Here is a 25,743-nt window from a genome sequence, read left to right as displayed (position 1 = left end):
GGTGTGGTCAATGCGTGCTCTCCCCGGTGGTGTCGCTTTTGGCCCGTGCCCGCATCGCCTGGTCGAGCGCCTCCTCGACGTCCTCGGGGTTCTCCGAGGGCACGGCATAGCCGCCCGAGAACCATTTCGACAGGTCCAGGTCGGCGCAGCGGCGCGAGCAGAAGGGCCGGTAGTCGGCTTTGGTGTCCGCGTTGCAGATCGGGCAGCTCATTGGATCAGGTCCCCCAGCGCGACGCGGTCGCGTTTGCGTTGCAGCTCGATGTTGCCCATGGGCGTCCAGCCCACGAAAGTCGTCTCCACGGCATCGGACTTCAAGGCCGCGCGCAGGACCTGCTCGATCTGCCGGCGCTCCTTCTTGGGGAAGGGCGCGGGGTCGATGACCACCACGCCGCCAAGCCCGCGCAGGCGCAGCTGGCGCGGCAGGTCGCGCAGCGCGGCGATCGTGGCCTTCAGCCCCGCCGCGGGCGAGGTGTCGCCGCCGGTGTTCACATCCACCGCGACCAGCGCGCGGGTCAGCTCCACCGCCATGTGGCCGCCGCCCTTGAGCGGCACCAGCGGATGCGCCAGCGCCTCGATGGCCTCGGCGACGCCGCTCTCCTCGAAGGCCTCGGGGCCGCGCAGGACCTCGGCGGGCATGTCCCATTCGCGCCAGGCGCGGGCATGGGGGCTGTCGCCCGCCACCAGCACCTCGGGCGCGCGGCCCTGGTCGGCCAGCACGCTGTCACAAAGCGCGCGCATCTCGCGGATGTCCTCGGCGATGTCTTCACCGTCGGCGCCCGCGCAGGAGGACCGCAGGATCAGCCCGTGTTCGGCGCCTGCCATTTCCGCATGGGCGATCTCCAGAAGCGCGTCGCGCATCTCCTCGTCGCGGATGCGGCGCGAGATGTTCAGCCCCGGTGCCTCGGGGGTGACGATGGCATAGCGGCTCTTGAACAGGAGCTTCGCGGTGACCGGCACCGCCTTGCCCGGCTCGGCATGGCCGGTGACCTGGCACAGGAGCGGCTCGCCCGGCGAGATGCCCTTGATCTGGCGCAGGTAGACCTTGCCCTCGGGGGTCTCGAGGAAGATGCCCCCCTGCCCTTTCATCGGCCGGCCCGCGACGCCGCGGTAGATGGTGCCGGGCACCGGGCCGTCGCCCTCGAGGAAGAGGTCCTCGAGCTGCCCGTCGATCATCAGCGCCGCCGCCTCGCGGCCGCGGTGCTCTCCCAGGACAACCTGTGCGCCCTTCATGCCGTCTCTCCGTTCCAGACCTGAATGCCCGCCGCGCCCAGAAGCTGCGCCGTCTCGGCGAGCGGCAGGCCCACGACGGCGGTGAAGGAGCCCGAGATCCAGGGGATCAGCGCCCCCGCCGGCCCCTGGATGCCGTAGCCGCCCGCCTTGCCCTGCCAGTCGCCGGTCGCGAGATAGCCGCGGATCTCGTCCTCCGAGAGGCGCTTCATCTTGACCTGGCTGACCACCTCACGCTCCCAGAGCGCGTCGCCCCGGCGCACCGCGACGGCGGTGATGACCCGGTGGCGGCGCCCCGAGAGGCCGCGCAGGAAGGCCTCGGCCTCGCCCGCGTCGGCGGGTTTGCCGAGGATGCGGCGGCCAAGCGCCACGGTGGTATCCGCCGAGAGCACCACGTCGCCTTCCCCGGCGCGGACGGCCAATGCCTTTTCCCGCGCCATGCGGATGCAATAGGGCCGCGGCAGCTCACGCGGGCGCGGCGTCTCGTCGATATCGGGCGGGCGCACGTCATCGGCCACGAGCCCCAGCTCGGCCAGAAGGTCGCGCCTGCGCGGGCTTCCCGATCCCAGAATCAGCGCCATGTGGCACACCCCCGACATGAAAGAGGGGCCCGAAGGCCCCCGTTTCGCACCGCGCGGACGCGGTTCACTTGAAGCGGTAGTTGATGCGGCCCTTGGTCAGATCATAGGGCGTCATCTCAACCTGCACCTTGTCGCCAGCCAGAACCCGGATGCGGTTCTTCCGCATCTTGCCTGCCGTATGCGCGATGATCTCATGGCCGTTTTCAAGCTCGACCCGGAACGTCGCGTTCGGCAGGAGTTCCTTCACGACACCGGGAAATTCGAGCGTATCTTCCTTGGCCATGGTCTCTCCTGCATTGCGTTCACTCACCGAGAAGCCATGCCTCTCCGTGCGATGCTGTTAAATGGTCCGGTTTTCCCGGCATTTCAAGGGTCAATCTGGCTTCAGCCGCACTTCGACCGGCGGACCGTCGCGGCCGGACTGCTCTTCCCAGTGGGTGCGGTTCAGAACCACGCCGTCGCGGCGGACCCGGCCGACGCGGTCGAGGTCGACCGAGGCATAGGCCCAGCCGGGCTGGTCGAGCCGCCCTTCGGCCAGGATGCCGTTCGGCGGGAAGCCGGTGTCGGGCGGGCCGAAGACGCCGCCCATGCCGCAGTTGAAGTCCACCGCCTCGTTCCAGGCGGCCGCCCCCACGGTCGAGGCCATGACCGCGACGCATTGGTTCTCGAGCGCCCGGGCCATGGCGCCGATGCGGACGCGGGAATAGCCCGCCCGCGCCTCGGTGCAGGAGGGCACCAGCAGCAGCTCGGAGTCCTTCAGCGCGCGGCCGAAGAGCGGATATTCCGCGTCGTAGCAGATCAGGATGCCGATCCGGCCCAGCGCGGTGTCGAAAATGTGCAGCGGCCCGCCCGAGGCGATGCCCCAGTCCTCGCGCTCGAAACGGGTCATGATCTGCTTGTCCTGGTGGCCCGCCTGCCCGTCCGGTGAGAAAAGCCGGGCGCGGTTCACCGGGCGCGGCCCGAGCGCGGGGTCGAAGACCGGCCCCGAAGCGGCGAGGATATGCACCCCGTGTTCGGCGGCGAGCCTTGCGTGCAGCGCGTCGGCCTCGGGCACCCGGTCCGAAACCGCCCGAAGCGAGGCCTCGAGGTCGCCCGCGACGCGCAGGCCGCCCAGGGTCGCCAGCTCCATCGCGCCGTATTCGGGGAAGACCAGCAGGTCGGCCCCCGCCCCCGCGGCATCGGCCACCCAGTAGGACAGCTTGGTCTCATAGGCGCCCCAGTCGGGCAGGATATCCATCGGGTAGGCCGCGGCGGCCACGGTAATCATTCGTCCGGCCATGTTCTCATACCTGGAAGACATCGGCCCAGTCCGGGTGACGCCGGCGCTGAGCATTCACGAAAGGGCAAAGCGGCACGATCTTCACGCCCTCGGCGCGGGCGTCCGCGACCATCCGGGCGACCAGCGCCTGCCCGGCGCCGGTGCCGCGCAGGGCCTCGGGAACGCCGGTGTGATCGGCGATGATGAGCCGCGGCGAGGCGATGGAATAGGTCAGCTCGGCCTCGGCCCCACCCTGCCGCAGGAGATAGCGGCCCCGGCCCTCGGCCACCTCGCGGGTGATCTCGCCCTCAGCCACGCGCGGCGCGCCTTTCCTCGAGCGCCGCCAGCAAGAGCGCCCGCAGGCCCGGCGCGGCGACCGCCTCGGGCGAGGTGAGCTTGACGTGACGCAGCGCCTTGCCGCCGCCCTCGAGCAGCCCCTCGGGGTCGGGCAGCGAGGCGCCCTGGAAGAACCCGAGGTTCACATGGGAGGCATGCGGCATGGCATAGGCGTAGCCGTCGCGCATCTTGGCCGGGCCGAGGCCCCACCAGACGCTGTTCTCGCGGCGGCTGGCCTTTTCATGGGCCTCGGGGTCGATCCCGGCCACCAGCGCGCGGATCGCCTGCAGCGTCCCGGCATGGGCCGGGGCCGCCGCGATCAGGTCCTCGAAGCTGCCCAGCGTCGTGTCGCGGCGGAACTCCATGCGCTCAGAGGATCGTCGCCTCGGTGGCTTCGCGGAGCTGCTCCTCGGTCACGCCCTCGGCCAGTTCGACGATCTTCAGACCGCCCTCGACCACGTCGAGCACGCCGAGGTTGGTGATGATCCGGTTGACCACGCCGGTGCCGGTGAGCGGCAGCGTGCAGGCCTTCAGGAGCTTCGAGTCACCGACCTTGTTCTGGTGGTCCATGACCACCACCACGCGCTGCACCCCGGCGACGAGGTCCATCGCGCCGCCCATGCCCTTGACCAGCTTGCCGGGGATCATCCAGTTCGCCAGGTCGCCGTTCTCGGCCACTTCCATGGCGCCGAGGATCGCCATGGCGATCTTGCCGCCGCGGATCATGCCGAAGCTGGTGGCGCTGTCGAAATAGGAGGTATGCGGCAGCTCGGTGATGGTCTGCTTGCCGGCGTTGATGAGGTCGGGGTCGGCCTCGCCCTCGTAGGGGAACGGCCCCATCCCGAGCATCCCGTTCTCGGATTGCAGGGTCACGTTGACGCCCTCGGGGATGTAGTTCGGCACCAAGGTGGGGATGCCGATCCCGAGGTTGACATACGTGCCGTCCTCCAGCTCCTGCGCGGCGCGCGCGGCCATCTGCTCACGGTCCCAAGGCATGTGTCAGGCTCCTTCCTGGTCCAGATCGTAGGGGTCGATGGGCACGTCCACCATGACGATGGTGCCCGCCGCGCCCCGCACGACGTTTATGGTTGCGTCAAGCCCTTCCAAGAGGGCGGCGATCAGCCGCCCGCCGACCGTCGCGGTCGAGGGCCATTCGATATTCTTCGAGATGCCGACGCCATCGTCGGCGACGACGATGCGCAGGCCGCCCGCGGCGAGCCGCGTCACGCGCAGCTCCACGAAGCCGCGGTCGAGCCCGGCGAAGGCATGGGTGAAGGCGTTGGAGAGCGCCTCCGAGAGGATCAGCGCCAGCCGCACCGAGGCGTCGAGGCTGACCTCCACCTGTTCGAGGTGCTGCATGAAGCGGATGCCGGGGCGGCATTCGTGGAAAACCACATTGGCCGCCACCCGGCTCATCATCGCGCCGAGGTCGATCCGGTGCCGGCCCGGGGTCTCGTCGCTCATGCGCATTTCTTCGTAGACCAGCTGCAGGCAGTCGAGCCGCCGTGGCAGGGCCTCGATCTCGTGCACCGGGTCTTCCTGGCTGCGCTCGGGCGCGGGCTCCGAGATCGAGGCCAGGATCAGCGACAGGTCGTCCTGCACCCGCTCGCGGATCGCCTTCAGGCTGTCGTCCAGGAACTCGCCGTCCGACTCGTCGTCGCGCAGCTCCTTCTGGAGGCCGAGGTAATACATCGGCTCGCCGCCCTCGCCGAGGATCGGCGCGATGATCAGCCGGTTCAGGAAAGGCTCGCCGCTGGCGCGGTAGTTCAGGATGTCGACGCTCACGTCCCGGCACTTCTCGACCGCGGTGCGGATCCGGTCCACGTCGTCCTTGTCGGTGCGCTGGCCCTGGAGGAACCGGCAGTTCCGGCCGATCACCGAGGAGCGGCTGTAGCCGGTGGTCCGCTCGAAGGCGTCGTTGACGTAGACGATCGGGTTGTCGGGCGCGTTGGGGTTGGTGATCACCATGGCCAGCGAAAGCCGGGAAAAGCCGGCCAGCGCGGCCCTGTCATCTAGGACCGCGCTCAGCTTTCTGGGGGTGACCGGCGCGCTCGACATGCGCTCAGGCGGCGGGGCGCGTCGTCAGCTTCTCGATGCGCTTTTCGTGCTCGCCCTGGATCAGGCGGTGCACGTAGACGCCCGGAAGATGGATCTGGTCGGGATCAAGCTCGCCGGGTTCGACGATCTCCTCGACCTCCATCACGCAGACCTTGCCGCACATGGCCGCCGGCGGATTGAAGTTGCGGGCGGTCTTGCGGAAGATGCAGTTGCCCGTGGTGTCGGCCTTCCAAGCCTTCACGATCGACAGATCCGCGAAGATGCCGCGCTCGAGAATGTAGTTCTCGCCGTCGAAGTCCTTGACTTCCTTGCCTTCGCCGATCTGCGTGCCGTAGCCGGTCTTGGTGTAGAACCCCGCGATGCCGGCGCCGCCGGCGCGCATCCGCTCGGCCAGGGTGCCCTGCGGGTTGAACTCCAGCTCGAGCTCGCCCGAGAGATACTGGCGCATGAATTCCGCGTTCTCGCCCACGTAGGAGGACATCATCTTCCGCACCTGCCGGGTCTGCAGCAGGATGCCGATGCCGAAGTCGTCGACGCCGGCGTTGTTCGACGCGAAAGTGAGGTCCTTGACGCCCGACTCCTTGATCGCCTGGAGCAGGAGCTCGGGAATGCCGCACAGGCCGAAACCGCCCGCCGCGATAAGCATTCCGTCATGCAGGAGACCGTCAAGCGCCTCGGTTGCGGATCCGTAGACTTTTTTCATTCTGCCGTCCCTCTGAAGCGAATTTGCTCACTTGTGGCCCCAGCCCTCCGCGAAGTCAATGCGGCCAGCCGGGACCCGGGGAGGGGCTATTTCTTCGCGGCCTTCTTCTTCGGCGCGGCCTTCTTCTTGCCGCCCTTCTTGGCCTGTTTCTCGGCGATCAGCTCGACCGCGCGCTCCATCGTGACGTCGGCGGGCTCGACCTCCTTGGGCAGGGTCGCATTGACCTTGCCCCATTTCACGTAAGGCCCGTAACGTCCGTCCAGCACGTTGACCGGGCCGCCCTCCTCGGGGTGTTCCCCCAGCTCTTTCAAGGGCTTGGCCGCAGCACCCCGGCCCGCGCCGCGCTTGGCGGCCTTCTCGGCCAGCACGTCCACTGCGCGGTTGATGCCGATTTCGAAGACCTCGTCGACCTCCTTGAGGTTGGCGTAGAGGCGGCCGTGTTTCACGAAGGGGCCGTAGCGCCCGATCCCGGCCTCGATGGGCTCGCCGTCCTCGGGGTGCTTGCCGACCTCGCGGGGCAGGCTCAAGAGTGTCAGCGCCTTCTCGAGGTCCATGTCCTCGGGGGCCCAGCCCTTGGGCAGGCTGGCGCGCGGCGGCTTCTTGTTCTCCTCGGTCGCCTCGCCGCGCTGGACGTAGGGCCCGAAGCGGCCCGAGCGCAGGCTGATCTCGTCGCCCTGGTCCTCGCCGAGGATGCGGTCGCCCGCGCCCTCGTCGCCGCCGATCGGCCGGGTGTAGCGGCATTCGGGGTAGCGCGAGCAGCCCACGAAGCCGCCCGAGCGCGAGGTCTTGAGGTGCAGGCTGCCTTCGCCGCAAAGCGGGCAGATGCGCGGGTCGCTGCCGTCTTCCTTCGGCGGATAGAGCTGCGGGGCCAGCGCGTCGTCGAGCACGTCCAGCACCTCGGCGATGCGCAGGTCCGAGGTCTCGGAGATCGCCGCGGAGAAATCGCGCCAGAACTTCGAGAGCAGCTCCTTGTAGTCGCGCTCGCCCGCCGAGACGTCGTCGAGCTCCTCCTCGAGCGCGGCGGTGAAATCGTATTCCACGTAGCGCTTGAAGAAGTTCAGAAGGAAGATCGTGACGATCCGGCCCTTGTCCTCGGGGATCAGGCGATTCTTGTCCTTGCGGACGTATTCGCGGTCCTGGATCGTGGTGATCACGCTGGCATAGGTCGAGGGCCGGCCGATGCCCAGCTCTTCCATCTTCTTGACCAGCGTCGCCTCGGTGTAGCGCGGCGGCGGCTGGGTGAAATGCTGCTCGGGCGTGATGCCGCGCTTCTCGGGGGTGTCGCCTTCGGAAATCTGCGGCAGGCGCTTGTCGTCATCGTCGACCACGTCGTCGCGGCCTTCCTCGTAGACCCGCATGAAGCCGTCGAAAAGCACCACCTGCCCGGTGGCGCGCAGGCCGACCTGCTCGTCGCGGCTGCCGATCTCGACGGTGGTGCGCTCGAGGCGCGCGGCCTCCATCTGGCAGGCCAGGGTGCGCTTCCAGATCAGGTCGTAGAGCTTCTTCTGGTCGGCGTCGCGCAGGCCCAGCGCAGCGGCATCCTTGGTCATGTCGGTCGGCCGGATGCATTCATGCGCTTCCTGCGCGTTCTTGGCCTTGTTCTTGTACATCCGCGGCGAGGAGGGGACGTATTCGGCGCCGTAGCGGTCCTTGATCGCGTCGCGGGCGGCATGCACCGCCTCGGGCGCCATGTCGATGCCGTCGGTCCGCATGTAGGTGATGTGCCCCGCCTCGTAGAGCCTTTGCGCCGTCGACATGCAGATCTTGGCGCCCATGCCGAACTTGCGGCTGGCCTCCTGCTGCAGGGTCGAGGTCATGAAGGGGGCGGCGGGGTTGCGGTTGGCGGGCTTGGCCTCGACCGAGGTGACGCTCAGGTCGCGGCTCTCGATGGCCTGGACGGCCATTTCCGCCTGGGTCTGGTTCTCGAGGTCGTAGCGGTCGAGCTTCTTGCCGGCGAGCGTGACCAGCCGGGCCTCGAACTCCTTGCCGCGCGGGGTGGCGAGCAGCGCCTTGACCGACCAGTATTCCCGGGCGCGGAAGGCTTCGATCTCCATCTCGCGCTCGACCACGAGCCGCAGGCAGACCGATTGCACCCGGCCCGCCGATTTCGCCCCCGGCAGCTTGCGCCAAAGCACCGGCGAGAGGTTGAAGCCCACGAGGTAGTCGAGCGCGCGGCGCGCCAGGTAGGCCTCGACCAGCGGCGCGTCGATCTCGCGGGGCGACTTCATCGCCTCGGTCACCGCCTGCTTGGTGATGGCGTTGAAGGTGACGCGGCGGACGTCTGTGTCCTTCTTGATCGAGCGCCGCTTGGTCAGTGCCTCCTTCAGGTGCCAGGAAATCGCCTCGCCCTCGCGGTCGGGGTCCGTGGCGAGGATCAGCGCGTTGTCGTCCTTCAGCGCGTCGGCGATGGCCTTGACGTGTTTGCGGCTGTCGTTGGCCACCTCCCAGGTCATGTCGAAGTCCTGGTCGGGGTTCACCGAGCCGTCCTTGGGCGGCAGGTCGCGGACATGCCCGTAAGAGGCCAGGACCGTGTATTCCGATCCCAGGTACTTGTTGATCGTCTTGGCTTTGGCCGGGGATTCGACAACGACAACGGGCATAATGAACGGACCTCGGGGAAAAAATGTTCAGCGGGATATGGGCGGGGAACATGTGTCGTGCAAGCCGAGATTGTCAATCAAGCTTGGCGGCGGGGTGCCGGGCGGCGGGTGTGCGGCGGTGGGTTTCGGGGGCTGTCGGGGGGCCTGTCACGGCGGGATGGCCGGGCGGAGAGGCCGCGGCGGCCTGGCCCGGTGAGGGCTGGCGGCGGCGCGCCAAGACGCGGGTGCAGGGCGGAATTCCACGGGCGGGGGGCGCGGGGCCGCATGTCCGTCTTGGGGCGTCCGGCGGGGTCTCGTGGCACATATGCTGCCTGGCCGGGCACACACCGACGCCGCGGCGGACTGTCACGGCGGAGCCTCGTGCCGGAATGTCACGGCCCGGCAAAAGAAACGGCCCGGTGCGGGACATGCACCGGGCCGTGTCGCATCGCGCAGCGCAACCGCTGAAGCGGCGGCGTCAGCTGTCGGGAAGATCCCGGGTGTTCACGATGACCCAGTCCTCTTCGAGGACGGTGCCGTCCTTGGCCAGAAGCGGGTCATAGGCCAGCTCGACCTCGTAGCGTTCGACAACCGCGCAGGCCGAGAGGGTCAGGGCAAAGACGGAAAGCAGAGCAAGTTTGACGGATTTCATTAGGACATCCCCATTTTACATAAACGGTTTAAGACCTTACGTACCTGCCCCATTAGCAATTCTACGTCAAAACGTTAACGAATCAACTTATTTGAATGTGTGCATGCGGCTTCCGCGCGGCATGGTTAATGCTTGGGCGGTGCCGGCTGGGCGGGGCTCAATCGGGCAGCCGTGCGACCATGCCGCCCGCCGCGCGGCGGATGCGGCCTTCCAGCTCGAGATCGGTGAGCAGCGGCGCGATGTCCCGCGCCGGCCGCGCGAGGTCGCGCATGAGCTGATCCTCGGCAATGGGCGAAGGCCCGAGACGTGACAGGATTTCCTGGTGCAGCGCGAGAGTGGTGTCGGGTAGCACCGGGGGCTTCGCGGTGTTTGCAGGCGCCGGGGCCTTCGGTCTGCCCTCCTCCGCCGCGTCGTCCCGGCCCCCCTGCCCGCTCCGTGACACAGCCGCCCTGCCCGGCCCTACCTCCCGCGCGGGCCCCGGCCCCAGCGGCAGCGGCGCCTGCGGGTCGTCCCGGTCGATCACCTCCTCGGGGTCGAGCGCCTCGAGCACGTCGCCCGCGCCGCGCACCAGCGCCGCGCCGTCGCGGATCAGCATGTTGCAGCCCGCGGCCCTTGCGTCGAAGGGATGGCCCGGCACGGCCATGACCTCGCGGCCGAGGTCCAGCGCCGCGCGCGCGGTGATCAGCGAGCCCGAGCGCGCCGCCGCCTCGACCGCGATCACCGCCCGAGAGAGCCCGGCGATCAGCCGGTTCCGCGCGGGGAAATGCCGCGCCTGGGGCGTCATGCCCATGGGTTGTTCGCTGATCCTGCACCCGCCGCCTGCGACAATCTCAGCCGCGAGACCCGCGTTTTCCTGCGGGTAGAGCACATCGACCCCGCCGCCCATGACCGCCAGGGTGCCCGTCGAGAGCGCCGCGCGATGCGCCTCGGCGTCGATGCCGCGCGCGAGGCCCGAGACCACCACCTGCCCCGCGTCACCGAGGTCCGTGGCCAGCCGCCGCGCCATGCGCCGGCCCAGCGAAGAGGCGTTCCGCGCCCCGATGAGCGCCACCATGGGCCGCGCAAAGAGCGCCGCATCGCCCATCACCCAGATGAGCGGCGGCGCATCCTCCAGATCGGTGAGCCGGGCGGGATAGTCGTCATCGCCCCGGCAGATCAGCCGCGCACCGGCGGCCCTCCCGGCGCGCAGTTCGGCGGCGACCACGGCATCGGGGCAGATGCGGTAGCCACCCACGCCTGCCTCGGCGGCGATCTCGGGCAAAGCCTCGAGCGCGGCGCGCGGCGTGCCGAACTCGCCCAGGAGCCGGTAGAAGGTCGAGATGCCGACGCGGCGGCAGCGCAAGAGACGGAGCCAGTCGAACCGCGCGTCTTCCGTGGGGGGTGGGAGTAGGGGATGAGTGGAAGAAGGAAAATCCTCGGCCATTCGCCAACCCCGTCTCGTTGCCCGAGGAGGTCTAGCGCACCGAGGGTTAAGCCACCCTTAAAATTGCGCAAAAAACCTCAGGTCCCGGCGCCGCCCACGGTCAGCCCGCCGATCAGCACCGAGGGCTGGCCGACGCCCACGGGCACCCATTGCCCCTGTTTGCCGCAGTTCCCCATGCCGGGATCCAGCGCCATGTCGTCGGCCAACCCGCGGATCTGCTGCAGCGCCGTGGCGCCGTCGCCGATCAGCGTGGCGCCCTTGACCGGGGCGCCGATCTTGCCGTCCTTCACGCGGTAGGCCTCGGTGCAGGAGAAGACGAACTTGCCGTTGGTGATGTCGACCTGCCCGCCGCCGAAGCCCACGGCGTAGATGCCGTCCTTCAGCTCGGCCACCAGGTCCTCGCGCTTGGCCTCGCCGCCCAGCATGTAGGTGTTGGTCATGCGCGGCATGGGGATATGGGCGTAGCTCTCGCGACGGCCGTTGCCGGTGGGCGCGGCGCCCATCAGCCGGGCGTTCTGGCGGTCCTGCATGTAGCCCACGAGGATGCCGTCCTCGATCAGCACGTTCTTGCCCGAGGGCGTGCCCTCGTCGTCCACGGTGATCGATCCGCGCCGGTCGGGAATCGTCCCGTCGTCCAGCACCGTCACCCCCGGTGCGGCGACGCGCTGGCCCATGCGCCCGGCGAAAGCCGAGGAGCCCTTGCGGTTGAAGTCGCCCTCGAGCCCGTGGCCCACCGCCTCGTGCAAGAGGATGCCCGGCCAGCCCGGCCCCAGCACGATGTCGAAGGTGCCCGCGGGCGCGGGCTCGGCGGAAAGGTTCACCAGAGCGATGCGCAGCGCCTCGCGGGCCTTGGCCTCCCAGTCGGCGCGGTCGACCAGCCCGTCGAGCAGCACCCGCCCGCCGCCGCCGGCGGTGCCGCTTTCGCGGCGGCCGTTCTCCTCGACGATGACGCTGACGTTGAGCCGGGTCATCGGGCGCACGTCGGAGACCTGCGTCCCCTCGGCGCGCAGGATGGTGACCTCCTGCAGGGAGGCCGCGAGGCTCGCCGAGACCTGCACCACGCGCGGATCGAGGTCGCGCAGGAAGGCGTCGATCTCGCGCAATGTGTCGAGCTTCACCGAGAAGGGCAGGCCCGCGATCGGGTCGGCATCGGTGTAGAGCCGGCGATTCGTGGCCTGCGGGGCCGCGGCCATGCTGCCGCCGCCGGCGCCCACGGCCAGGCGGGCGGTCTCGGCGGCGCGGCGCAGGGCGGGCTCGTCGATCTGGGTGGAATGGGCATAACCCGCCACCTCGCCCCGGACCGCGCGCAGCCCGAATCCCTCGGAGGCGTCGTAATTCGCGGTTTTCACCCGCCCGTCGTCGAACAGCACGCTCTCGCTGCGGCGCCGCTCGAAGAAAAGCTCGCCGTCGTCGGCGCCCGCGAGGGCCTCGCTGAGGACGGTGCTTGCGGTCTCGGCATCGAGATGCGTCTCGAGCGGGCGGAAGGGCGCGTCGGTCATGGATACTCCGTCTGGGCAGGCCCGGCGCGGCCCGGCGGGGGCCGCCCCGGGGGCGGTCGGATCGCCGCGGCGGGGCGCGGGCGGGCGGGAACCGGGACAGTCGCCCGGGGCTGGGGCGGGCACAAGCGGCTCTTTGCCGCAAGTATCCGCCTTTACTCCGCCCGTAGGAATATGGTTTTAACCGGCGTCGAAACAACGGGGGAACGCGCGCCCGGATCTCTGCTGCTTGGCACGCGCTCCGGACCGGCCCGACGCAAACGACGAAACCACCTAGGTGTTACATGCGAACCAAGACGATGATTGCGGGGTTTCTCACGGCCCTTCTTGCAGCTCCGGCGCTGGCCCAGAGCAATGAGGTGATCGGCGCGCCCAAGGCCGGCGGCATCGGCTTCCAGCCGGCGGCGACGGAACTGGCCCGCGACCTGCAGTGGCTCGACGGCATGATCACGGTGATCATCACCGCGATCGTGATCTTCGTCATGGGGCTCCTGGCCTGGGTGATCGTGCGCTACAACCGCCGCGCCAACCCCGTGTCGGCGAGCTTCACCCACAACACCCCGATCGAGATCGCCTGGACCATCGTGCCGATCGTGATCCTGGTCTTCATCGGGGCCTTCTCGCTGCCGGTGCTGTTCAAGCAGCAGGAGATCCCGGAAGGCGACGTGGTCATCAAGGCCACTGGCTACCAGTGGTACTGGGGCTACGAATATCCCCAGGAAGGCTTCGGCTTCGACAGCTACATGATCGGCTCGCCCGCCACCGGCGGCGACAACTCCTACACCGAGGAGGTCGAGGCCCAGCTGACCGAGGCCGGCTACGAGCCCGAGCACTTCCGCCTGGCCACCGACACCCAGGTCGTGGTGCCGGTCGGCAAGACCGTGGTCGTGCAGGTCACCGCCGCCGACGTGATCCACTCCTGGACCATCCCGGCCTTCGGCGTGAAGCAGGACGGCGTGCCCGGCCGCCTCGCCGAGCTGTGGTTCACCCCCGAGCAGGAAGGCATCTACTTCGGCCAGTGCTCGGAGCTCTGCGGCATCGCGCATGCCTATATGCCGATCACCGTCAAGGTCGTCAGCCAGGAGGAATACGACACCTGGCTGGCCGAGATGAAGGAAGAATACGCCTCGGCCGAGACCGGCGAGAGCTACAAGATCGCCGCGGCGCAGTAAGCGCCCGGAAACTGACCGGGCGGCCCGGAAGACCGGACCGCCCGCCCCCCGTTTAAGTCCTGCCCCAGCCCCGAAGCCCCGCGCCAGATGACCGATATCAGCCTTCAGACCCTGACCGAGGACGAGCCGCAGTTCGGCGACTACTTCGCGCTGCTGAAGCCGCGGGTGATGACGCTGGTCGTCTTCACCGCCTTCGTGGGCCTTCTGGCCGCGCCGGACGGCCTGCATCCCTTCGTGGCCTTCTGCGCGGTGCTCTTCATCGCGGTGGGCGGCGGCGCCTCGGGGGCGCTCAATATGTGGTGGGACGCCGACATCGACGCGGTGATGCGGCGCACGGCCAAGCGGCCGATCCCCTCGGGCCGGGTCTCGCGCGACGAGGCGCTGGGCATCGGGCTGACGCTCTCGGGCTTCTCGGTGGTCTTCCTGGGGCTCGCGACCAACTGGGTCGCGGCGGCGCTCCTGGCCTTCACCATCTTCTTCTACGTCGTGGTCTACTCGATGTGGCTGAAGCGCTCGACGCCGCAGAACATCGTGATCGGCGGCGCCGCGGGCGCCTTCCCGCCGATGATCGGCTGGGCCGCGGCCACCGGCGGCGTCTCGGTCGAGAGCGTGCTGATGTTCGCGCTGATCTTCATGTGGACCCCGCCGCATTTCTGGGCGCTGGCGCTCTTCATGCGCTCGGACTACGACGATGCCGGCGTGCCGATGCTGACCGTGACCCACGGTCGCCCGGCCACCCGCCGGCACATCCTGATCTACACCCTGCTTCTGGCCGCGCTGGCGCTGGCCATGGCGGCGACCTCGGTCGGCGGCCCGGCCTATCTCCTCTGCGCACTGGTGCTGAACGCGCTCTTCGTGAAGGGCGCCGTGGCGATCTGGCGCCGCGACGAGGTCATGGCCGAGGCCGACAACTACGCGGTCGAGAAGCGTTTCTTCAAACTGTCGCTCCTGTATCTCTTCGCCCATTTCGGCGCGATCCTCGCCGACCAGGCGCTGGCGGCACTGGGGCTTGGCTTCGGAGGTCTGTTTTGAGCCTCTCTCGCAGACATGACATGCACGTCCGGCGCTTCAGCCGGAACCTCGGCGTCGGGCTGTGCCTCGCCGCCCTGATCGCCATCGTCTTCGGGTTGACCTTCGTGAAGGTCACTCGCGGCGACTTCGAGATGCCCCGGGGGCCGGCGGCAACCCAATCGGCAGGAGGCGAATGATGGCGATGGACGGCAAGACCAAGACTGTGGCGCAGCTCGTCGGCGTGGCGACCTTCATGGGTGCCATGGCCTGGGCCTCGGTGCCGCTTTACGACTGGTTCTGCGCGGTGACCGGCTACGGCGGCACCACCGGGACGGCCGAGGCCGGCAGCGGCGAGGTGCTCGACCGCGAGATCACCGTGCGCTTCGACGCCAATGTCGAGGCCGGGATGCCCTGGGAGTTCAAGCCGGTCGAACCCGAGATGACCGTCAAGATCGGCCAGGACGGGCTGGCCTTCTACGAGGCCTACAACCCGACCGACGAGCCCATCGCGGGCCAGGCCGGCTACAACGTCGCCCCCTTCGTGGCGGGCAGCCATTTCTCCAAGGTGCAGTGCTTCTGCTTTACCGAGCAGGTGCTGATGCCCGGCGAGCGGGTGCAGATGCCGGTCAGCTTCTTCGTCGATCCCGCGATCGTCGATGACCCGGACACCCGCAAACTCAACCATATCACGCTCTCCTACACCTTCTACGAGATCGACCTGCCCGAGGACGTGCAGGACGGTCTCGACGAGGGCAGCCAGAGCGCGGCCAACGTCAACTAACGCGGAAAGCGAGCGAGGGAACCCAGATGGCGCACGCGAAAAACCACGACTACCACATCCTGAACCCCTCGATCTGGCCCTTCCTGGGCGCGGTCGCGGGGTTCGTCATGCTGTTCGGGGCGGTGCTCTGGATGAAGGACAGCGGGCCCTGGATGTTCCTCATCGGCCTTGTCGGCGTGCTCTACGTGATGTTCGCCTGGTGGTCCGATGTGGTCAGCGAAAGCCAGGTCGGCGATCACACTCCGGTGGTGCAGATCGGCCTGCGCTACGGCTTCATCCTGTTCATCATGTCCGAGGTGATGTTCTTCTTCGCCTGGTTCTGGTCGTTCTTCAAACATGCCATGTACCCGATGGGCCCGAACTCCCCGGCCGAGGACGGCGTCTGGCCGCCCGCGGGCATCGAGACCTTCGACCCCTGGCACCTGCCGCTGATCAACACGCTGATCCTGCTGTGCTCGGGTGCGGCGGCGACCTGGGCGCACCACGCGCTGGTGCACGAGGACAACCGCGAGGACATGAAGTGGGGCCTGATCATCGCCATCGTGCTGGGCCTGATCTTCTCGGTCTTCCAGGCTTATGAGTACAGCCACGCGGCCTTCGGCTTCTCGGGCAACATCTACGGCGCCAACTTCTTCATGGCGACCGGCTTCCACGGCGCGCATGTGATCATCGGGACGGTGTTCCTGTTTGTCTGCCTGATGCGGCTGATGCGGGGGCATTTCACGCCCAACAAGCACGTCGGCTTCGAGGCCGCCGCCTGGTACTGGCACTTCGTCGACGTGGTCTGGCTGTTCCTCTTCGCCGCCGTCTACGTCTGGGGCGGCTGATCCGGCCGGACCTTCTTTGAGATGCTGACTGCCACGCGCCCGCCCTCACCGGCGGGCGCGTTTTGGTTTGGGGGGAGTTGTTGGTTGTTGGGCGGTGGGGCGGCCCGGCGCGACGGTGTCGGGGGATTCGGCGTGTCCGGCTTGGGGCTCTTGAGTCGCTCAGGCTCCGCCCGGGCCGATGCACCCAGCCGCGCTTCCCGAGAAGCACTCACGCCCACACCACCGCGAAACACGCCCGCAAGCGGTAACTGAAACGTCCCCTCCACCACAATTCCCCTCTCATCCCCCCCAACAGAGGGCGCGCGCCGGACCGGGGGCCGGCGCCACCGACCTCCGAGCGAGGCGCTTTATCCCAACAAGGTCAGGGCTAGGGGACAGCTATGCACGCCATCCCAAGGAGCGCCGGCCCAAGGGGCCGGTCCGGCGCGCGCCCGGCAACTTCGATGCTATTCGGGCGCAAGAAGGCGCAACGCTCTCCAACGTCGGGGCCGGCGCACGCCCGGCACCTTCGGTGCTATCCGGGCGCAAGGAGGCGGCCCGCTATCCAGGTCAGGGCAAAGACCACCCCGGGGCGAAGCAGCGCCTGGAAGACAAGGGCGACTGCTTAGAACCGGGCGGAACGCATGCGCAGACTCCCAGCCTCACCCAGCAGCTCCTGCCCGCTCAAAACCCGCGCAACGGAGGGCGCGCGCCGGACCGGGGGCCGGCGCTACCAACTTCTGAGCCAAGCGCTTTATCCCAACAAGGTCAGGACTAGGGCTGATCTATGCGCGCCACTCTCAAGAGCGCCGGCCCATAGGGCCGGTCCGGCGCGCGCCCGGCACCTTCGGTGCTATTCGGGCGTAAGAAGGAGTCGTGTCCGCAGGTGCCCTGCCGGGGCGGGCTTGGTTGTGAGTGCGGCAAGTGCGGGGCCGGAGTCGTCAAGACACGGCAGCGGGGCGGCGCTGACGGGTTTGGAGAATTGACGGAGAGAGGTTATCAGCGATGATCCGAGGCAAAGGCCGGTGGGATCAAGCAGCAGAAATGGAAGCGCGGGACAGAGAAACCAGCGCAGGCGATCCCAAGAGCGCAAACCACCCCCCCACGCGACCCCGCACCACACCGCCGCCGCGGCAGCTCCGCATTGAACCTGCGCGCGCAACGGGATAGAGCAACGCGAACCTTCAACACGGATGCCCGCGTGCCCTCGTGAAACGCCTCGTCGCCCCGCTTCTCTTCGGCCTGATCGGCACCGCGATCCTGATCTCTCTCGGGGTCTGGCAGGTGCAGCGCCTGGCCTGGAAGGAAGGCATCCTGGCCCAGATCGAAGAGCGCATCTCCGGCCCCGCCGAGCCGCTGCCGCGGGTGATCGACCCCGAGGCCCAGCGCTACCAGCCGGTCGCCCTCGAAGGCGAGATCCAGGCGGGCGAGCTGCACGTCCTCGTCTCGGTCAAGCGCCAGGGCCCGGGCTACCGCATCATCGCCCCCTTCGAGACCGAGGACGGCCGCCGGGTCCTCCTCGACCGCGGCTTCGTGCCCGAAGCCTCCCGCGACGCCCCCCGCCGCACCGGCCCGACGGAGGTCAGCGGCAACCTGCACTGGACCGACGACCGCACTTCCTCGACGCCGGAGAACGACGTCGAAGGCAACATCTGGTTCGCCCGCGACATCGCCCCCATGGCCGAGGCGCTCGGCACCGAGCCGCTCCTGGTCATCGCCCGCGCCGAGACGCCGCCGGCCCCGGGCATCGCGCCTCTGCCGGTCTCGACCCGGGGCATCCCGAACGATCACCTGCAATACGCCATCACCTGGTTCTCGCTGGCCGCCATCTGGATCGCGATGACCCTCGCCTACATCCTGCGCGGCAGCTTCGCCCGAAAAGAGGTCCGGCCATGAACTACGTCTCGACCCGCGGCAGCGCGCCCGTCCTCGGCTTCGAGGACACCATGCTTTCCGGGCTGGCCCGCGACGGCGGCCTCTATGTCCCCGAGACCGTGCCGCAGATGAGCGCGGCCGACATCCGCGCCCTGCGCGGCCTCTCCTACGAGGAACTGGCCTTCCGCGTCATGCGCCCCTTCGTGGCCGATGCCTTCGACGACGCCACCTTCATGCGGCTGATCGAGAACGCCTACCGCGACTTCGGCCACGCCGCCCGCGCGCCGCTGGTACAGCTCGGCCCCGGGCATTTCCTCTGCGAGCTCTTCCACGGGCCCACGCTGGCCTTCAAGGACTTCGCGATGCAGCTCATCGGGCAGATGTTCGAGGAGGCGCTGAAGCGCCGCGGCGACCGGGTGACCATCGTCGGCGCCACCTCGGGCGACACCGGCTCGGCGGCGATCGAGGCCTTCCGCGGGCTCGACGCGGTGGATGTCTTCATCCTCTTCCCGCATGGCCGGGTCTCCGAGGTGCAGCGCCGCCAGATGACCACGCCCAGCGAGGCCAACGTGCATGCCATCGCGCTCGACGGGCATTTCGACGACTGCCAGGCGCGGCTCAAGGACATGTTCAACCACTTCGAGTTCCGCGACGAAGTGCGGCTCGCCGGGGTGAACTCGATCAACTGGGGCCGGGTGCTGGCGCAGATCGTCTATTACTTCTCCTCGGCGGTGGCGCTTGGCGCGCCCGACCGCAAGGTCAGCTTCACCGTGCCCACGGGCAATTTCGGCGACATCTTCGCGGGCTATATCGCCAAGCGCATGGGACTGCCGATCGACAAGCTTGTGGTCGCGACCAACCAGAACGATATCCTGCACCGCTGCCTGACCAGCGGCGCCTACACCACCGACACCGTGGCGCCCTCGATCTCGCCCTCGATGGACATCCAGGTCAGCTCGAACTTCGAGCGCGCGCTCTTCGACGTCTACGGCCGCGACGGCCGGGCGGTGAGCCAGCTCATGGAGGAGCTGAAGGCCGGCGGCTTCCACGTCAGCCAGGGCGCGCTCGAGGGGCTGCGCGCGCATTTCGCCTCGGGCCGCGCCTCGGAGGAAGACACCAGCGCCACGATCGCCCGCGCCCGCGCCGAGATGGGCGAGCTTCTCTGCCCGCATAGCGCCGTCGGCGTGAAGGTGGCCGAGGAACACCTCGACCCCGCCGTGCCCATGGTCACGCTGGCCACCGCGCATCCCGCGAAATTCCCCGACGCGGTCGAGGCCGCCACGGGCCTCCGCCCGCCCCTGCCCGACCGCATGGCCGATCTCTTCGACCGGCCCGAACGTGTCACGCGCGCCGAGAACGACCTCGCCGCGCTCGAAACCCTGGTAAAGGACCGCATCGCCCATTGACCTACCGGATCACCACGCTCCCCAACGGCTTCCGCATCGTCACCGAGAACATGCCGCATCTGAAATCCGCGGCGCTTGGCATCTGGGTCGGCGCGGGCGGACGGCATGAGCGCGCGGCCGAGAACGGCGTCGCGCATTTCCTCGAGCATATGGCCTTCAAGGGCACCGCCTCGCGCAGCGCGCTGAAGATCGCCGAGGAGATCGAGGACGTGGGCGGCTACATCAACGCCTATACCTCGCGCGAGACCACGGCCTATTTTGCAGGCGTGCTCGAGCCCGACGTGCCGCTGGCGCTGGACCTGATCGCCGACATCCTGCGCAACCCCGCCTTCGAGGACCGCGAGATCGAGACCGAGCGCGGCGTCATCCTGCAGGAGATCGGCCAGGTCCGCGACACGCCGGACGACATCATCTTCGACTGGCTGCAGGAGACCTCCTATCCCGACCAGGCCATCGGCCGCTCGATCCTCGGGCCGGTCGCCAATGTCTCGCGCTTCGGGCGCGACGACCTGGCGCGCTTCGTCGACGAACACTACGGGCCCGACCGGCTGATCCTCTCGGCGGCGGGCGCGGTCGACCATGACGCGCTGGTGGCCCAGGCCGAGACGCTCTTTGGCGACCTGGCCCCGCGCCCGGCGCGCGACGCCGATGCCGCGCGCTTCCGGGGCGGCGAGATCCGCGAGGCCCGGGCGCTGGAACAGGCGCATTTCGCCCTGGCCTTCGAGGCCCCGGGCTACCGCGCGCCGGATTTCTTCGCGGCGCAGATCTACGCCACGCTCCTGGGCGGCGGCATGTCCTCGCGGCTCTTCCAGGAGATCCGCGAGCGGCGCGGCCTCTGCTACACGATCTTCGCCAATTCCGGCGCCTATGCGGACACCGGCACCACGACGATCTACGCCGGCACCTCGGCGGCGGAACTGCCGGGCCTCGCGCGGCTGACCATCGACGAGATGAAGCGCGCCGCCGAGGACATCGGCACCGCCGAGATCGACCGCGCCCGCGCCCAGCTCAAGGCGGGGCTGCTGATGGGGCTCGAAAGCGCCTCGGCGCGCGCCGAGCGGCAGGCGCGCATGGTGCAGATCTGGGGCCATGTCCCCGAGATCGAGGACACCATCGCCCGCATCGACGCGGTCAGCCTCGCCGATGTGCGCGCCCATGCCGAGGAGATCGCCGCGCGCGCCCCGGCGGCGCTGGCGCTTTACGGTCCGGTCGAGGAGGCCCCCTCGCTCGAGACCCTGAACGCGGCCCGCGCCGCCTGATGCTGTCGCGCCGCCGGAAATTGCGCCTCGAGACCGAGCGGCTGACCCTGCGGCCGCCGGTCCATGCGGATTTCACCGGCTGGGCGGCGCTGCGCCAGGACAGCCGCGCCTTCCTGGTCCCCTGGGAGCCGACCTGGGCCTCGGACCATCTGACCCGGCGGGCCTTCACCAACCGGGTCTACTGGGCCAACCGCTCGATCGCCGGCGGCACCGCGGTGCCGGTCTTCCTGGTGCGCCGCGAGGACCAGATGCTGCTCGGCGCGCTGACGCTCGACAACATCCGCCGCGGGCCCGCGCAATCGGGCACTTTGGGCTACTGGATCGGCCAGCCCTTCGCCCGGCAGGGCTACATGCAGGAGGCGATCGAGGCCATGGCGCATTACGCCTTCGGCAAGCTCGACCTGTCGCGGCTCGAGGCCGCCTGCCTGCCCGAGAACGTCGCCTCGCGCGGGCTGCTCGAACGCTCGGGCTTCAAATACGAGGGCGTCGCGCAGAGCTACCTGCAGATCAACGGGCGCTGGCGGACGCATGTTCTTTACGCAAGTCTGCGCAGCGACCGGCGCGGACGGACCCAGGTGGGCTGACCTCGCGCTGACGTGACCCCGGGACGGCAGGGCTGTGCTAGCCTCGCGCCCAGGAGGTCCCGCCTATGTTCCGCATCATCACCGCGCTTGTCCTGAGCGCCCTGCCCGCCCTCGCCGCCGCCCAGGACGCCGACCGCCGGCCCTCGCATTGCATCGCGCTGGCCGAGGCCACGCCGGGGGTGTCTTACCTGCATCGGGCGGGGTTTTCTGCGCCTGAACGGCTTGGGGCCCTGGGGGCGTCCGGGGGGCTTTGGTCGGGCGGCTCTGGCGTGGCGGGGTTTGGTGGTTCGGCCCTGGGGTCCGGCTTCGGCAGCTCTCTAGTGCCCGCTGGTTATGCGGGTCCGGTCGTCGGGTTGGGTCCGTCCGGCTCTCGGGCCGTGGCCGCCCTTGCTGATCCCGTCGAGAGCCGTCTCCCTTCCGCGCCCCTGTCCGCGAGTGCTCCCGCCGCCACGACCCGGCCCGCGTCGCCTCCGGCCCTTGCCGCCGCCGCAGCCGCCTCCCCCCTCGCGCCCCGCAGTGCCGCCGCCCCGCAAAGCCCGACCCCCGCGAACTGGCAGGCGCCTGTCCCGGAATACTCCGTCCGGCTGCATTACATCAGCCACGCCTCCTTTCTTCTCCAGACCCGCGGCGGGCTCAATGCCGTCACCGATTTCACCGGCTTCATCGGCAACACCACGCTCCTGCCCGACGTGGTCACCATGAACCACGCCCATTCCACCCATTGGACCGCCAATCCCGACCCCGCGATCCCGCATGCCCTGCCGGGCTGGAGCGAGAGCTTCGGCACGCCCGTCCGCCATCACCTCGATCTCGGCGAGATGCTGGTGCGCAACGTCTCGACCGACATCCGCTCGGCCTTCGGCGGGCGCGAGGACAACGGCAATTCGATCTTCATCTTCGAGGTGGAGGGGCTTTGCATCGGCCATCTCGGCCATCTCCACCACGAGCCCAGCCCCCAGCAATACGCCACCATCGGCCGGCTCGACGTGGTCATGGTCCCGGTCGACGGCGGCTACACCATGGCGCGCACCAACATGATCAACGTGCTGGAGCGCCTGAAGAGCCGGGTGATCGTGCCGATGCACTGGTTCTCGGGGCTGGCGCTCGAGGCCTTCCTCGAAGAGATCGGCCCCGGTTTCGCGGTGGAACGCGTCGAGGGCCCGAGCCTGGAGGTCTCGCTCGCCACCCTGCCCGAGCGCCCGACGATCATGGTGCTGCGCCCGGAGTTGTTGAGGGACCCGGGGTGAAGGGGGGGGGCGTGGGCCGTGGGTGAGGATCGGTGTGTGTTGGGACGTTGGTGCGTGGTCCTTACGTGCAGCGCCTGAGAGCACTGCAATGGCCAGCGCCCCGTCTTTCCCTTTCGGCACAACGCCCGAGGCGATCCTTCCGAACTGGCCGCGACCAAGACCCACTGCCGTGTCTGTAGCCAGACCCAAAGCCCTCGCCGGCGCTCCCTCCTACGAACCAAAAACGCAACCCTCCCCCTCTCACCCCCTCCCACCAGAGGGCGCGCACCGGACCGGGGGCCGGCGCTGCCGACCTCCGAGCTGCGCGCTTAATCCCAACAAGGTCAGGGCTAGGACTGAGCTAAGCACGCCACCCACAAGAGCGCCGGCCCAAGGGGCCGGTCCGGCGCGCGCCCGGCACCTTCGGTGCTATTCGGGCGCAAGAAGAACCCGGGATGTCGACGGCAGCTTCAGAATGCCAACGAAGAAAAGAGTGATCCCAAGGGCCGCCTATATGAGGTCAAAGAACGCGCCGCTCTGTCCGGCCGCGCTGCCTGGCCTCAGAGACCCCCTCCCCCTCTCAACCCTCCCACCAGAGGGCGCGCGCCGGACCGGGGGCCGGCGCTGCCGACCTCCGGGCTATGCGCTTTATCCCCACAAGGTCAGGGCTAGCGGTGATCTTAGCGCCCCGCCCACAAGAGCGCCGGCCCATCGGGCCGGTCCGGCGCGCGCCCGGCACCTTCGGTGCTATTCGGGCGCAGGAGGGGCCCAGCTTCGACCTTAGCCTTCAGTGGCGACCATAGGGACCACGTGCCTCCCAGCACCAGCCCCCCCACTGGCCCCCGGCCCGCCGCCGCGCTATCCCGAGGGGGCACGCAAGCCAGGAGACCTCCCGCCCGTGACCCTGAACGCCGCCGACGACGCCTTCCTCGCCCGCCTGACCGAGGCCCTGCCCGCCGACACCCTGCGCCCCGCCGAGCCGCGCTACACCGAGGAGCCGCGCGGGCGCTGGCGCGGGACCGCGCGGCATGTCGCCCTGCCCCGCACCACCGAGGAGGTCGCCATGATCGTCCGCCAGGCCAACGCGGCCCAAGTGCCGCTCGTGCCCTACGGCGGCGGCACCGGGCTCGTCGGCGGCCAGGTCAGCCAGGAGGGCGCCGAGCCCCTGATCCTCAGCCTCGAGCGCATGACCCGGATCCGCGCCAGCTACCCCGAGGAAAACGTCCTGGTGGCCGAGGCCGGCGCCATCCTCGCCGATGTCCAGGCCGCCGCGCGCGCCGAGGACCGGCTCTTCCCGCTGTCGCTGGCCTCCGAGGGCTCGGCCCGGATCGGCGGGCTCCTCGGCACCAACGCGGGCGGCGTGAACGTGCTGCGCTACGGCAATGCCCGCGACCTCTGCCTGGGGCTCGAGGCGGTGCTGCCTACGGGCGAGGTCTGGCACGGGCTGCGGCGGCTCAGGAAGGACAATACCGGCTACGACCTGAAGAACCTCCTGATCGGCGCCGAGGGCACGCTGGGGGTGATCACCGCGGCGGCGCTGAAGCTCTCTCCGCTGCCCGCCGCGACCGGCACGGCCCTTCTGACCGTGCGCGACCCCAAGGCGGCGCTGGCGCTCCTCTCGCGGGCCCGGGCGCGGCTCGGCGAGGGGATCTCGGCCTTCGAGCTGATGAGCGGCATGGGCTATGCCTTCCTCGCCGAGGCCATCCCCGAGCTGCGCCAGCCCTTCGACAGCGCCCCCGCCTGGTCGGTGCTGATCGAGATTGGCCTGCCCGAGGGCCTCGACCCCGCCGAGGCGCTGGAGGCGCTCTTCGCCGAGGCACTGGAGGCCGGCCTGGTCCAGGACGGGCTCATCGCCCAGTCCGAGGCCCAGGCGCGCGACTTCTGGCAGATCCGCGAGCGCATCCCCGAGGCCAACCGCGCGATCGGGGCAATCTCCTCGCATGACATCTCGCTGCCGCTCTCGGCGATCCCGTCCTTCATCCCCGAGGGCATCGCCCGGCTGAAGGCCCTGGGCGACTTCCGGGTCAACTGCTTCGGCCATGTCGGCGACGGCAACCTGCATTACAACGTCTTCCCGGTGCCCGGGCAAAGCCGCGCCGACCACGAGGACAAGCGCGACGCGATCAAGCGCTGCGTGCACGACCTGGTGCACGAGATGGACGGATCGGTCAGCGCCGAACACGGGATCGGGCGGCTCAAGGTCGGCGACCTCGAACGCTACCAGGACCCCGCCAAGCTGGGCGCCATGCGGGCGATCAAGGCCGCGCTCGACCCCAATGGCATCATGAACCCCGGCGCGGTGCTGCGCGCCTCAGGGTGAGACGTTGAAGACGCAGCCGTCCGACAAGAGCATCGGCGGCGTCTTGCAGAGCCCGCGTGCCACCTCGAAGGCGGCCAGGACCTTGGGCACGTAGTCCCGGGTCTCGGCAAAGGGCGGCACGCCGCCCGCCTCGGCCAGGGCTGTCTCGCCGGCGTTGTAGCCCGCCAGCACCAGCACCGGGTCGCCGCCATAGGCGCGCATCAGGCGGTCGAGAAAGGCGATCCCGCCGCGGATGTTCTGGCCCGGGTCGAAGGCGTCGCTGACCCCGAAGCTCGCCGCGGTCTCGGGCATGAGCTGCATCAGCCCCTGCGCGCCCGCGCGGCTGACCGCCTCGGGCCGGCCCCCCGATTCCACCGCCATGACCGCCAGCGCCAGCGCCGGCGAGACCTGGGTGTCGACGCTGTGCAACAGGAGGTCGCGCCCGTAGCGCGCCGCAAGATCCTGCACCGCCTGCATCCGGGGGGCCGCGACCGGCGCGCCGCCCGGCCCTGATTTCAGCGCCGCCAGCGCCGGCTCGAGCCGCCCCGGCCCCGCCGCTGCCGCGCGCTCGGGCGCCACCTGGTCCCAGAACCAGCCGTAGCGCGCCTCGGGCCCCGGTGCGCGCGGGGACGGCGCCTCGGCGCCGGGCGCGGGCCCGGCCTCCGGCGGGGCCTTGGCCTCGGGGGCGGCATAGACGGCGGGGTTGGCGCGCGGGGCGATCTGCACCGTCACGCGCTTCTGGCTGCCGGGGGCCGGCGGCTTGACGAAGCGCGCCGAGAAATCCCCGCCCGGGGTCTCGGCCCCCACCGGCGCCGCCGCCAGGAGGGCGGCCAGAAGCCAGGACCTTGTGATATGGGGCATCTGCTCATTGCCTCTGTCTGTTGCGACAAGTGTCGCACATCCGCGCTTTGCGCCCAATGGCGCGCGGCAAACCGGGCGGAATCGCCAGATTATCGTGTTCCCGCCCCCTCACCCGGCGGCAAGAAGCGGGTATTTCCCAGCGATTCCAGG

At 69.4% G+C, this 25,743-nt stretch carries 26 protein-coding genes; 11 read left to right on the top strand and 15 right to left on the bottom strand.

Annotation, left to right across the window (positions count from 1 at the left end; translation table 11 throughout):
• Positions 1-7 precede the first annotated feature (7 nt).
• The 14 genes from ACX938_RS00455 to tldD all read right to left on the bottom strand — a co-directional run bounded on the left by ACX938_RS00455 (position 8) and on the right by tldD (position 12,316).
• Positions 8-211, bottom strand: coding sequence for a DNA gyrase inhibitor YacG (locus tag ACX938_RS00455; protein ID WP_232752516.1), 204 nt, complete (start codon positions 209-211; stop codon positions 8-10).
• A complete protein-coding gene (locus tag ACX938_RS00450; RefSeq protein ID WP_459429541.1) occupies positions 208-1,230 on the bottom strand; it encodes a ribonuclease E/G in 1,023 nt (340 codons plus the stop codon). Before ACX938_RS00450 ends, ACX938_RS00455 begins: the two co-directional genes overlap by 4 nt.
• The gene (locus tag ACX938_RS00445; RefSeq protein WP_232752518.1) at positions 1,227-1,808 is read right to left on the bottom strand and encodes a Maf family protein; all 582 of its coding nucleotides are present in this window, start codon (positions 1,806-1,808) and stop codon (positions 1,227-1,229) included. The genes ACX938_RS00450 and ACX938_RS00445 overlap by 4 nt, the downstream gene beginning before the upstream one ends.
• A 64-nt stretch (positions 1,809-1,872) precedes the next feature.
• Complete coding sequence (gene infA, locus ACX938_RS00440; RefSeq protein ID WP_005978431.1) at positions 1,873-2,091, bottom strand: translation initiation factor IF-1; 219 nt, start codon at positions 2,089-2,091, stop codon at positions 1,873-1,875.
• 90 nt (positions 2,092-2,181) lie between these two features.
• Positions 2,182-3,072, bottom strand: a complete 891-nt coding sequence (locus ACX938_RS00435) for a carbon-nitrogen hydrolase family protein (protein ID WP_459429700.1) — start codon at positions 3,070-3,072, stop codon at positions 2,182-2,184.
• Positions 3,073-3,091: 19 nt separating this feature from the next.
• Positions 3,092-3,382 carry a GNAT family N-acetyltransferase gene (locus tag ACX938_RS00430; RefSeq protein WP_459429540.1) on the bottom strand — a complete coding sequence of 97 codons (291 nt, stop codon included), beginning with the start codon at positions 3,380-3,382 and terminating at the stop codon, positions 3,092-3,094.
• Entirely contained in the window at positions 3,375-3,767 is a 393-nt protein-coding gene (locus ACX938_RS00425; RefSeq protein WP_459429539.1) for a DUF1801 domain-containing protein, read from the bottom strand. Before ACX938_RS00425 ends, ACX938_RS00430 begins: the two co-directional genes overlap by 8 nt.
• 4 nt (positions 3,768-3,771) lie before the next feature.
• Positions 3,772-4,398 (bottom strand): 3-oxoacid CoA-transferase subunit B, encoded by a 627-nt coding sequence (locus ACX938_RS00420; RefSeq protein WP_459429538.1) that lies wholly within the window; start codon positions 4,396-4,398, stop codon positions 3,772-3,774.
• 3 nt (positions 4,399-4,401) lie between these two features.
• Positions 4,402-5,460 (bottom strand): PAS domain-containing protein, encoded by a 1,059-nt coding sequence (locus ACX938_RS00415; protein ID WP_459429537.1) that lies wholly within the window; start codon positions 5,458-5,460, stop codon positions 4,402-4,404.
• Positions 5,461-5,464: 4 nt separating this feature from the next.
• Positions 5,465-6,163 carry a CoA transferase subunit A gene (locus ACX938_RS00410; RefSeq protein ID WP_232752523.1) on the bottom strand — a complete coding sequence of 233 codons (699 nt, stop codon included), beginning with the start codon at positions 6,161-6,163 and terminating at the stop codon, positions 5,465-5,467.
• Positions 6,164-6,249: 86 nt separating this feature from the next.
• Positions 6,250-8,763: a type I DNA topoisomerase gene (topA, locus tag ACX938_RS00405; RefSeq protein ID WP_459429536.1), complete on the bottom strand. Its 2,514-nt coding sequence runs from the start codon at positions 8,761-8,763 to the stop codon at positions 6,250-6,252.
• 457 nt (positions 8,764-9,220) lie between these two features.
• Positions 9,221-9,394: a hypothetical protein gene (locus tag ACX938_RS00400; protein WP_232752525.1), complete on the bottom strand. Its 174-nt coding sequence runs from the start codon at positions 9,392-9,394 to the stop codon at positions 9,221-9,223.
• 157 nt (positions 9,395-9,551) lie between these two features.
• Complete coding sequence (gene dprA / locus ACX938_RS00395) at positions 9,552-10,817, bottom strand: DNA-processing protein DprA (protein WP_459429535.1); 1,266 nt, start codon at positions 10,815-10,817, stop codon at positions 9,552-9,554.
• 77 nt (positions 10,818-10,894) lie between these two features.
• Positions 10,895-12,316, bottom strand: coding sequence for a metalloprotease TldD (gene tldD / locus ACX938_RS00390; RefSeq protein WP_459429534.1), 1,422 nt, complete (start codon positions 12,314-12,316; stop codon positions 10,895-10,897).
• A 281-nt stretch (positions 12,317-12,597) separates the two neighbouring features.
• Here tldD and coxB point away from each other — a divergent pair, with 281 nt between their 5' ends.
• The 11 genes from coxB to ACX938_RS00335 all read left to right on the top strand — a co-directional run bounded on the left by coxB (position 12,598) and on the right by ACX938_RS00335 (position 24,753).
• Positions 12,598-13,485, top strand: coding sequence for a cytochrome c oxidase subunit II (coxB, locus tag ACX938_RS00385; protein WP_459429533.1), 888 nt, complete (start codon positions 12,598-12,600; stop codon positions 13,483-13,485).
• An 87-nt stretch (positions 13,486-13,572) separates the two neighbouring features.
• Positions 13,573-14,517 carry a heme o synthase gene (gene cyoE / locus ACX938_RS00380; RefSeq protein ID WP_459429532.1) on the top strand — a complete coding sequence of 315 codons (945 nt, stop codon included), beginning with the start codon at positions 13,573-13,575 and terminating at the stop codon, positions 14,515-14,517.
• A 20-nt stretch (positions 14,518-14,537) separates the two neighbouring features.
• Positions 14,538-14,693: a hypothetical protein gene (locus tag ACX938_RS00375; protein ID WP_370634857.1), complete on the top strand. Its 156-nt coding sequence runs from the start codon at positions 14,538-14,540 to the stop codon at positions 14,691-14,693.
• Complete coding sequence (locus tag ACX938_RS00370) at positions 14,693-15,277, top strand: cytochrome c oxidase assembly protein (protein WP_459429699.1); 585 nt, start codon at positions 14,693-14,695, stop codon at positions 15,275-15,277. Before ACX938_RS00375 ends, ACX938_RS00370 begins: the two co-directional genes overlap by 1 nt.
• Positions 15,278-15,303: 26 nt before the next feature.
• A complete protein-coding gene (locus ACX938_RS00365) occupies positions 15,304-16,104 on the top strand; it encodes a cytochrome c oxidase subunit 3 (protein ID WP_232752531.1) in 801 nt (266 codons plus the stop codon).
• 1,188 nt (positions 16,105-17,292) lie between these two features.
• Positions 17,293-17,979 carry an SURF1 family protein gene (locus ACX938_RS00360; protein WP_459429531.1) on the top strand — a complete coding sequence of 229 codons (687 nt, stop codon included), beginning with the start codon at positions 17,293-17,295 and terminating at the stop codon, positions 17,977-17,979.
• A complete protein-coding gene (thrC, locus tag ACX938_RS00355) occupies positions 17,976-19,364 on the top strand; it encodes a threonine synthase (RefSeq protein ID WP_459429530.1) in 1,389 nt (462 codons plus the stop codon). Before ACX938_RS00360 ends, thrC begins: the two co-directional genes overlap by 4 nt.
• Complete coding sequence (locus tag ACX938_RS00350) at positions 19,361-20,623, top strand: M16 family metallopeptidase (RefSeq protein WP_459429529.1); 1,263 nt, start codon at positions 19,361-19,363, stop codon at positions 20,621-20,623. The genes thrC and ACX938_RS00350 overlap by 4 nt, the downstream gene beginning before the upstream one ends.
• Complete coding sequence (locus ACX938_RS00345) at positions 20,623-21,207, top strand: GNAT family N-acetyltransferase (protein ID WP_232752535.1); 585 nt, start codon at positions 20,623-20,625, stop codon at positions 21,205-21,207. Before ACX938_RS00350 ends, ACX938_RS00345 begins: the two co-directional genes overlap by 1 nt.
• Positions 21,208-21,632: 425 nt before the next feature.
• A complete protein-coding gene (locus ACX938_RS00340; RefSeq protein WP_459429698.1) occupies positions 21,633-22,454 on the top strand; it encodes an MBL fold metallo-hydrolase in 822 nt (273 codons plus the stop codon).
• Positions 22,455-23,331: 877 nt separating this feature from the next.
• The gene (locus ACX938_RS00335; RefSeq protein WP_459429528.1) at positions 23,332-24,753 is read left to right on the top strand and encodes an FAD-binding oxidoreductase; all 1,422 of its coding nucleotides are present in this window, start codon (positions 23,332-23,334) and stop codon (positions 24,751-24,753) included.
• Here ACX938_RS00335 and ACX938_RS00330 read toward each other — a convergent pair.
• A complete protein-coding gene (locus tag ACX938_RS00330) occupies positions 24,745-25,593 on the bottom strand; it encodes a lytic transglycosylase domain-containing protein (protein WP_459429527.1) in 849 nt (282 codons plus the stop codon). The genes ACX938_RS00335 and ACX938_RS00330 overlap by 9 nt on opposite strands.
• Positions 25,594-25,743: the final 150 nt, after the last annotated feature.

It is taken from the genome of Roseivivax sp. (assembly GCF_054552075.1).
This window is presented reverse-complemented; position numbering and strand designations above follow the sequence as displayed.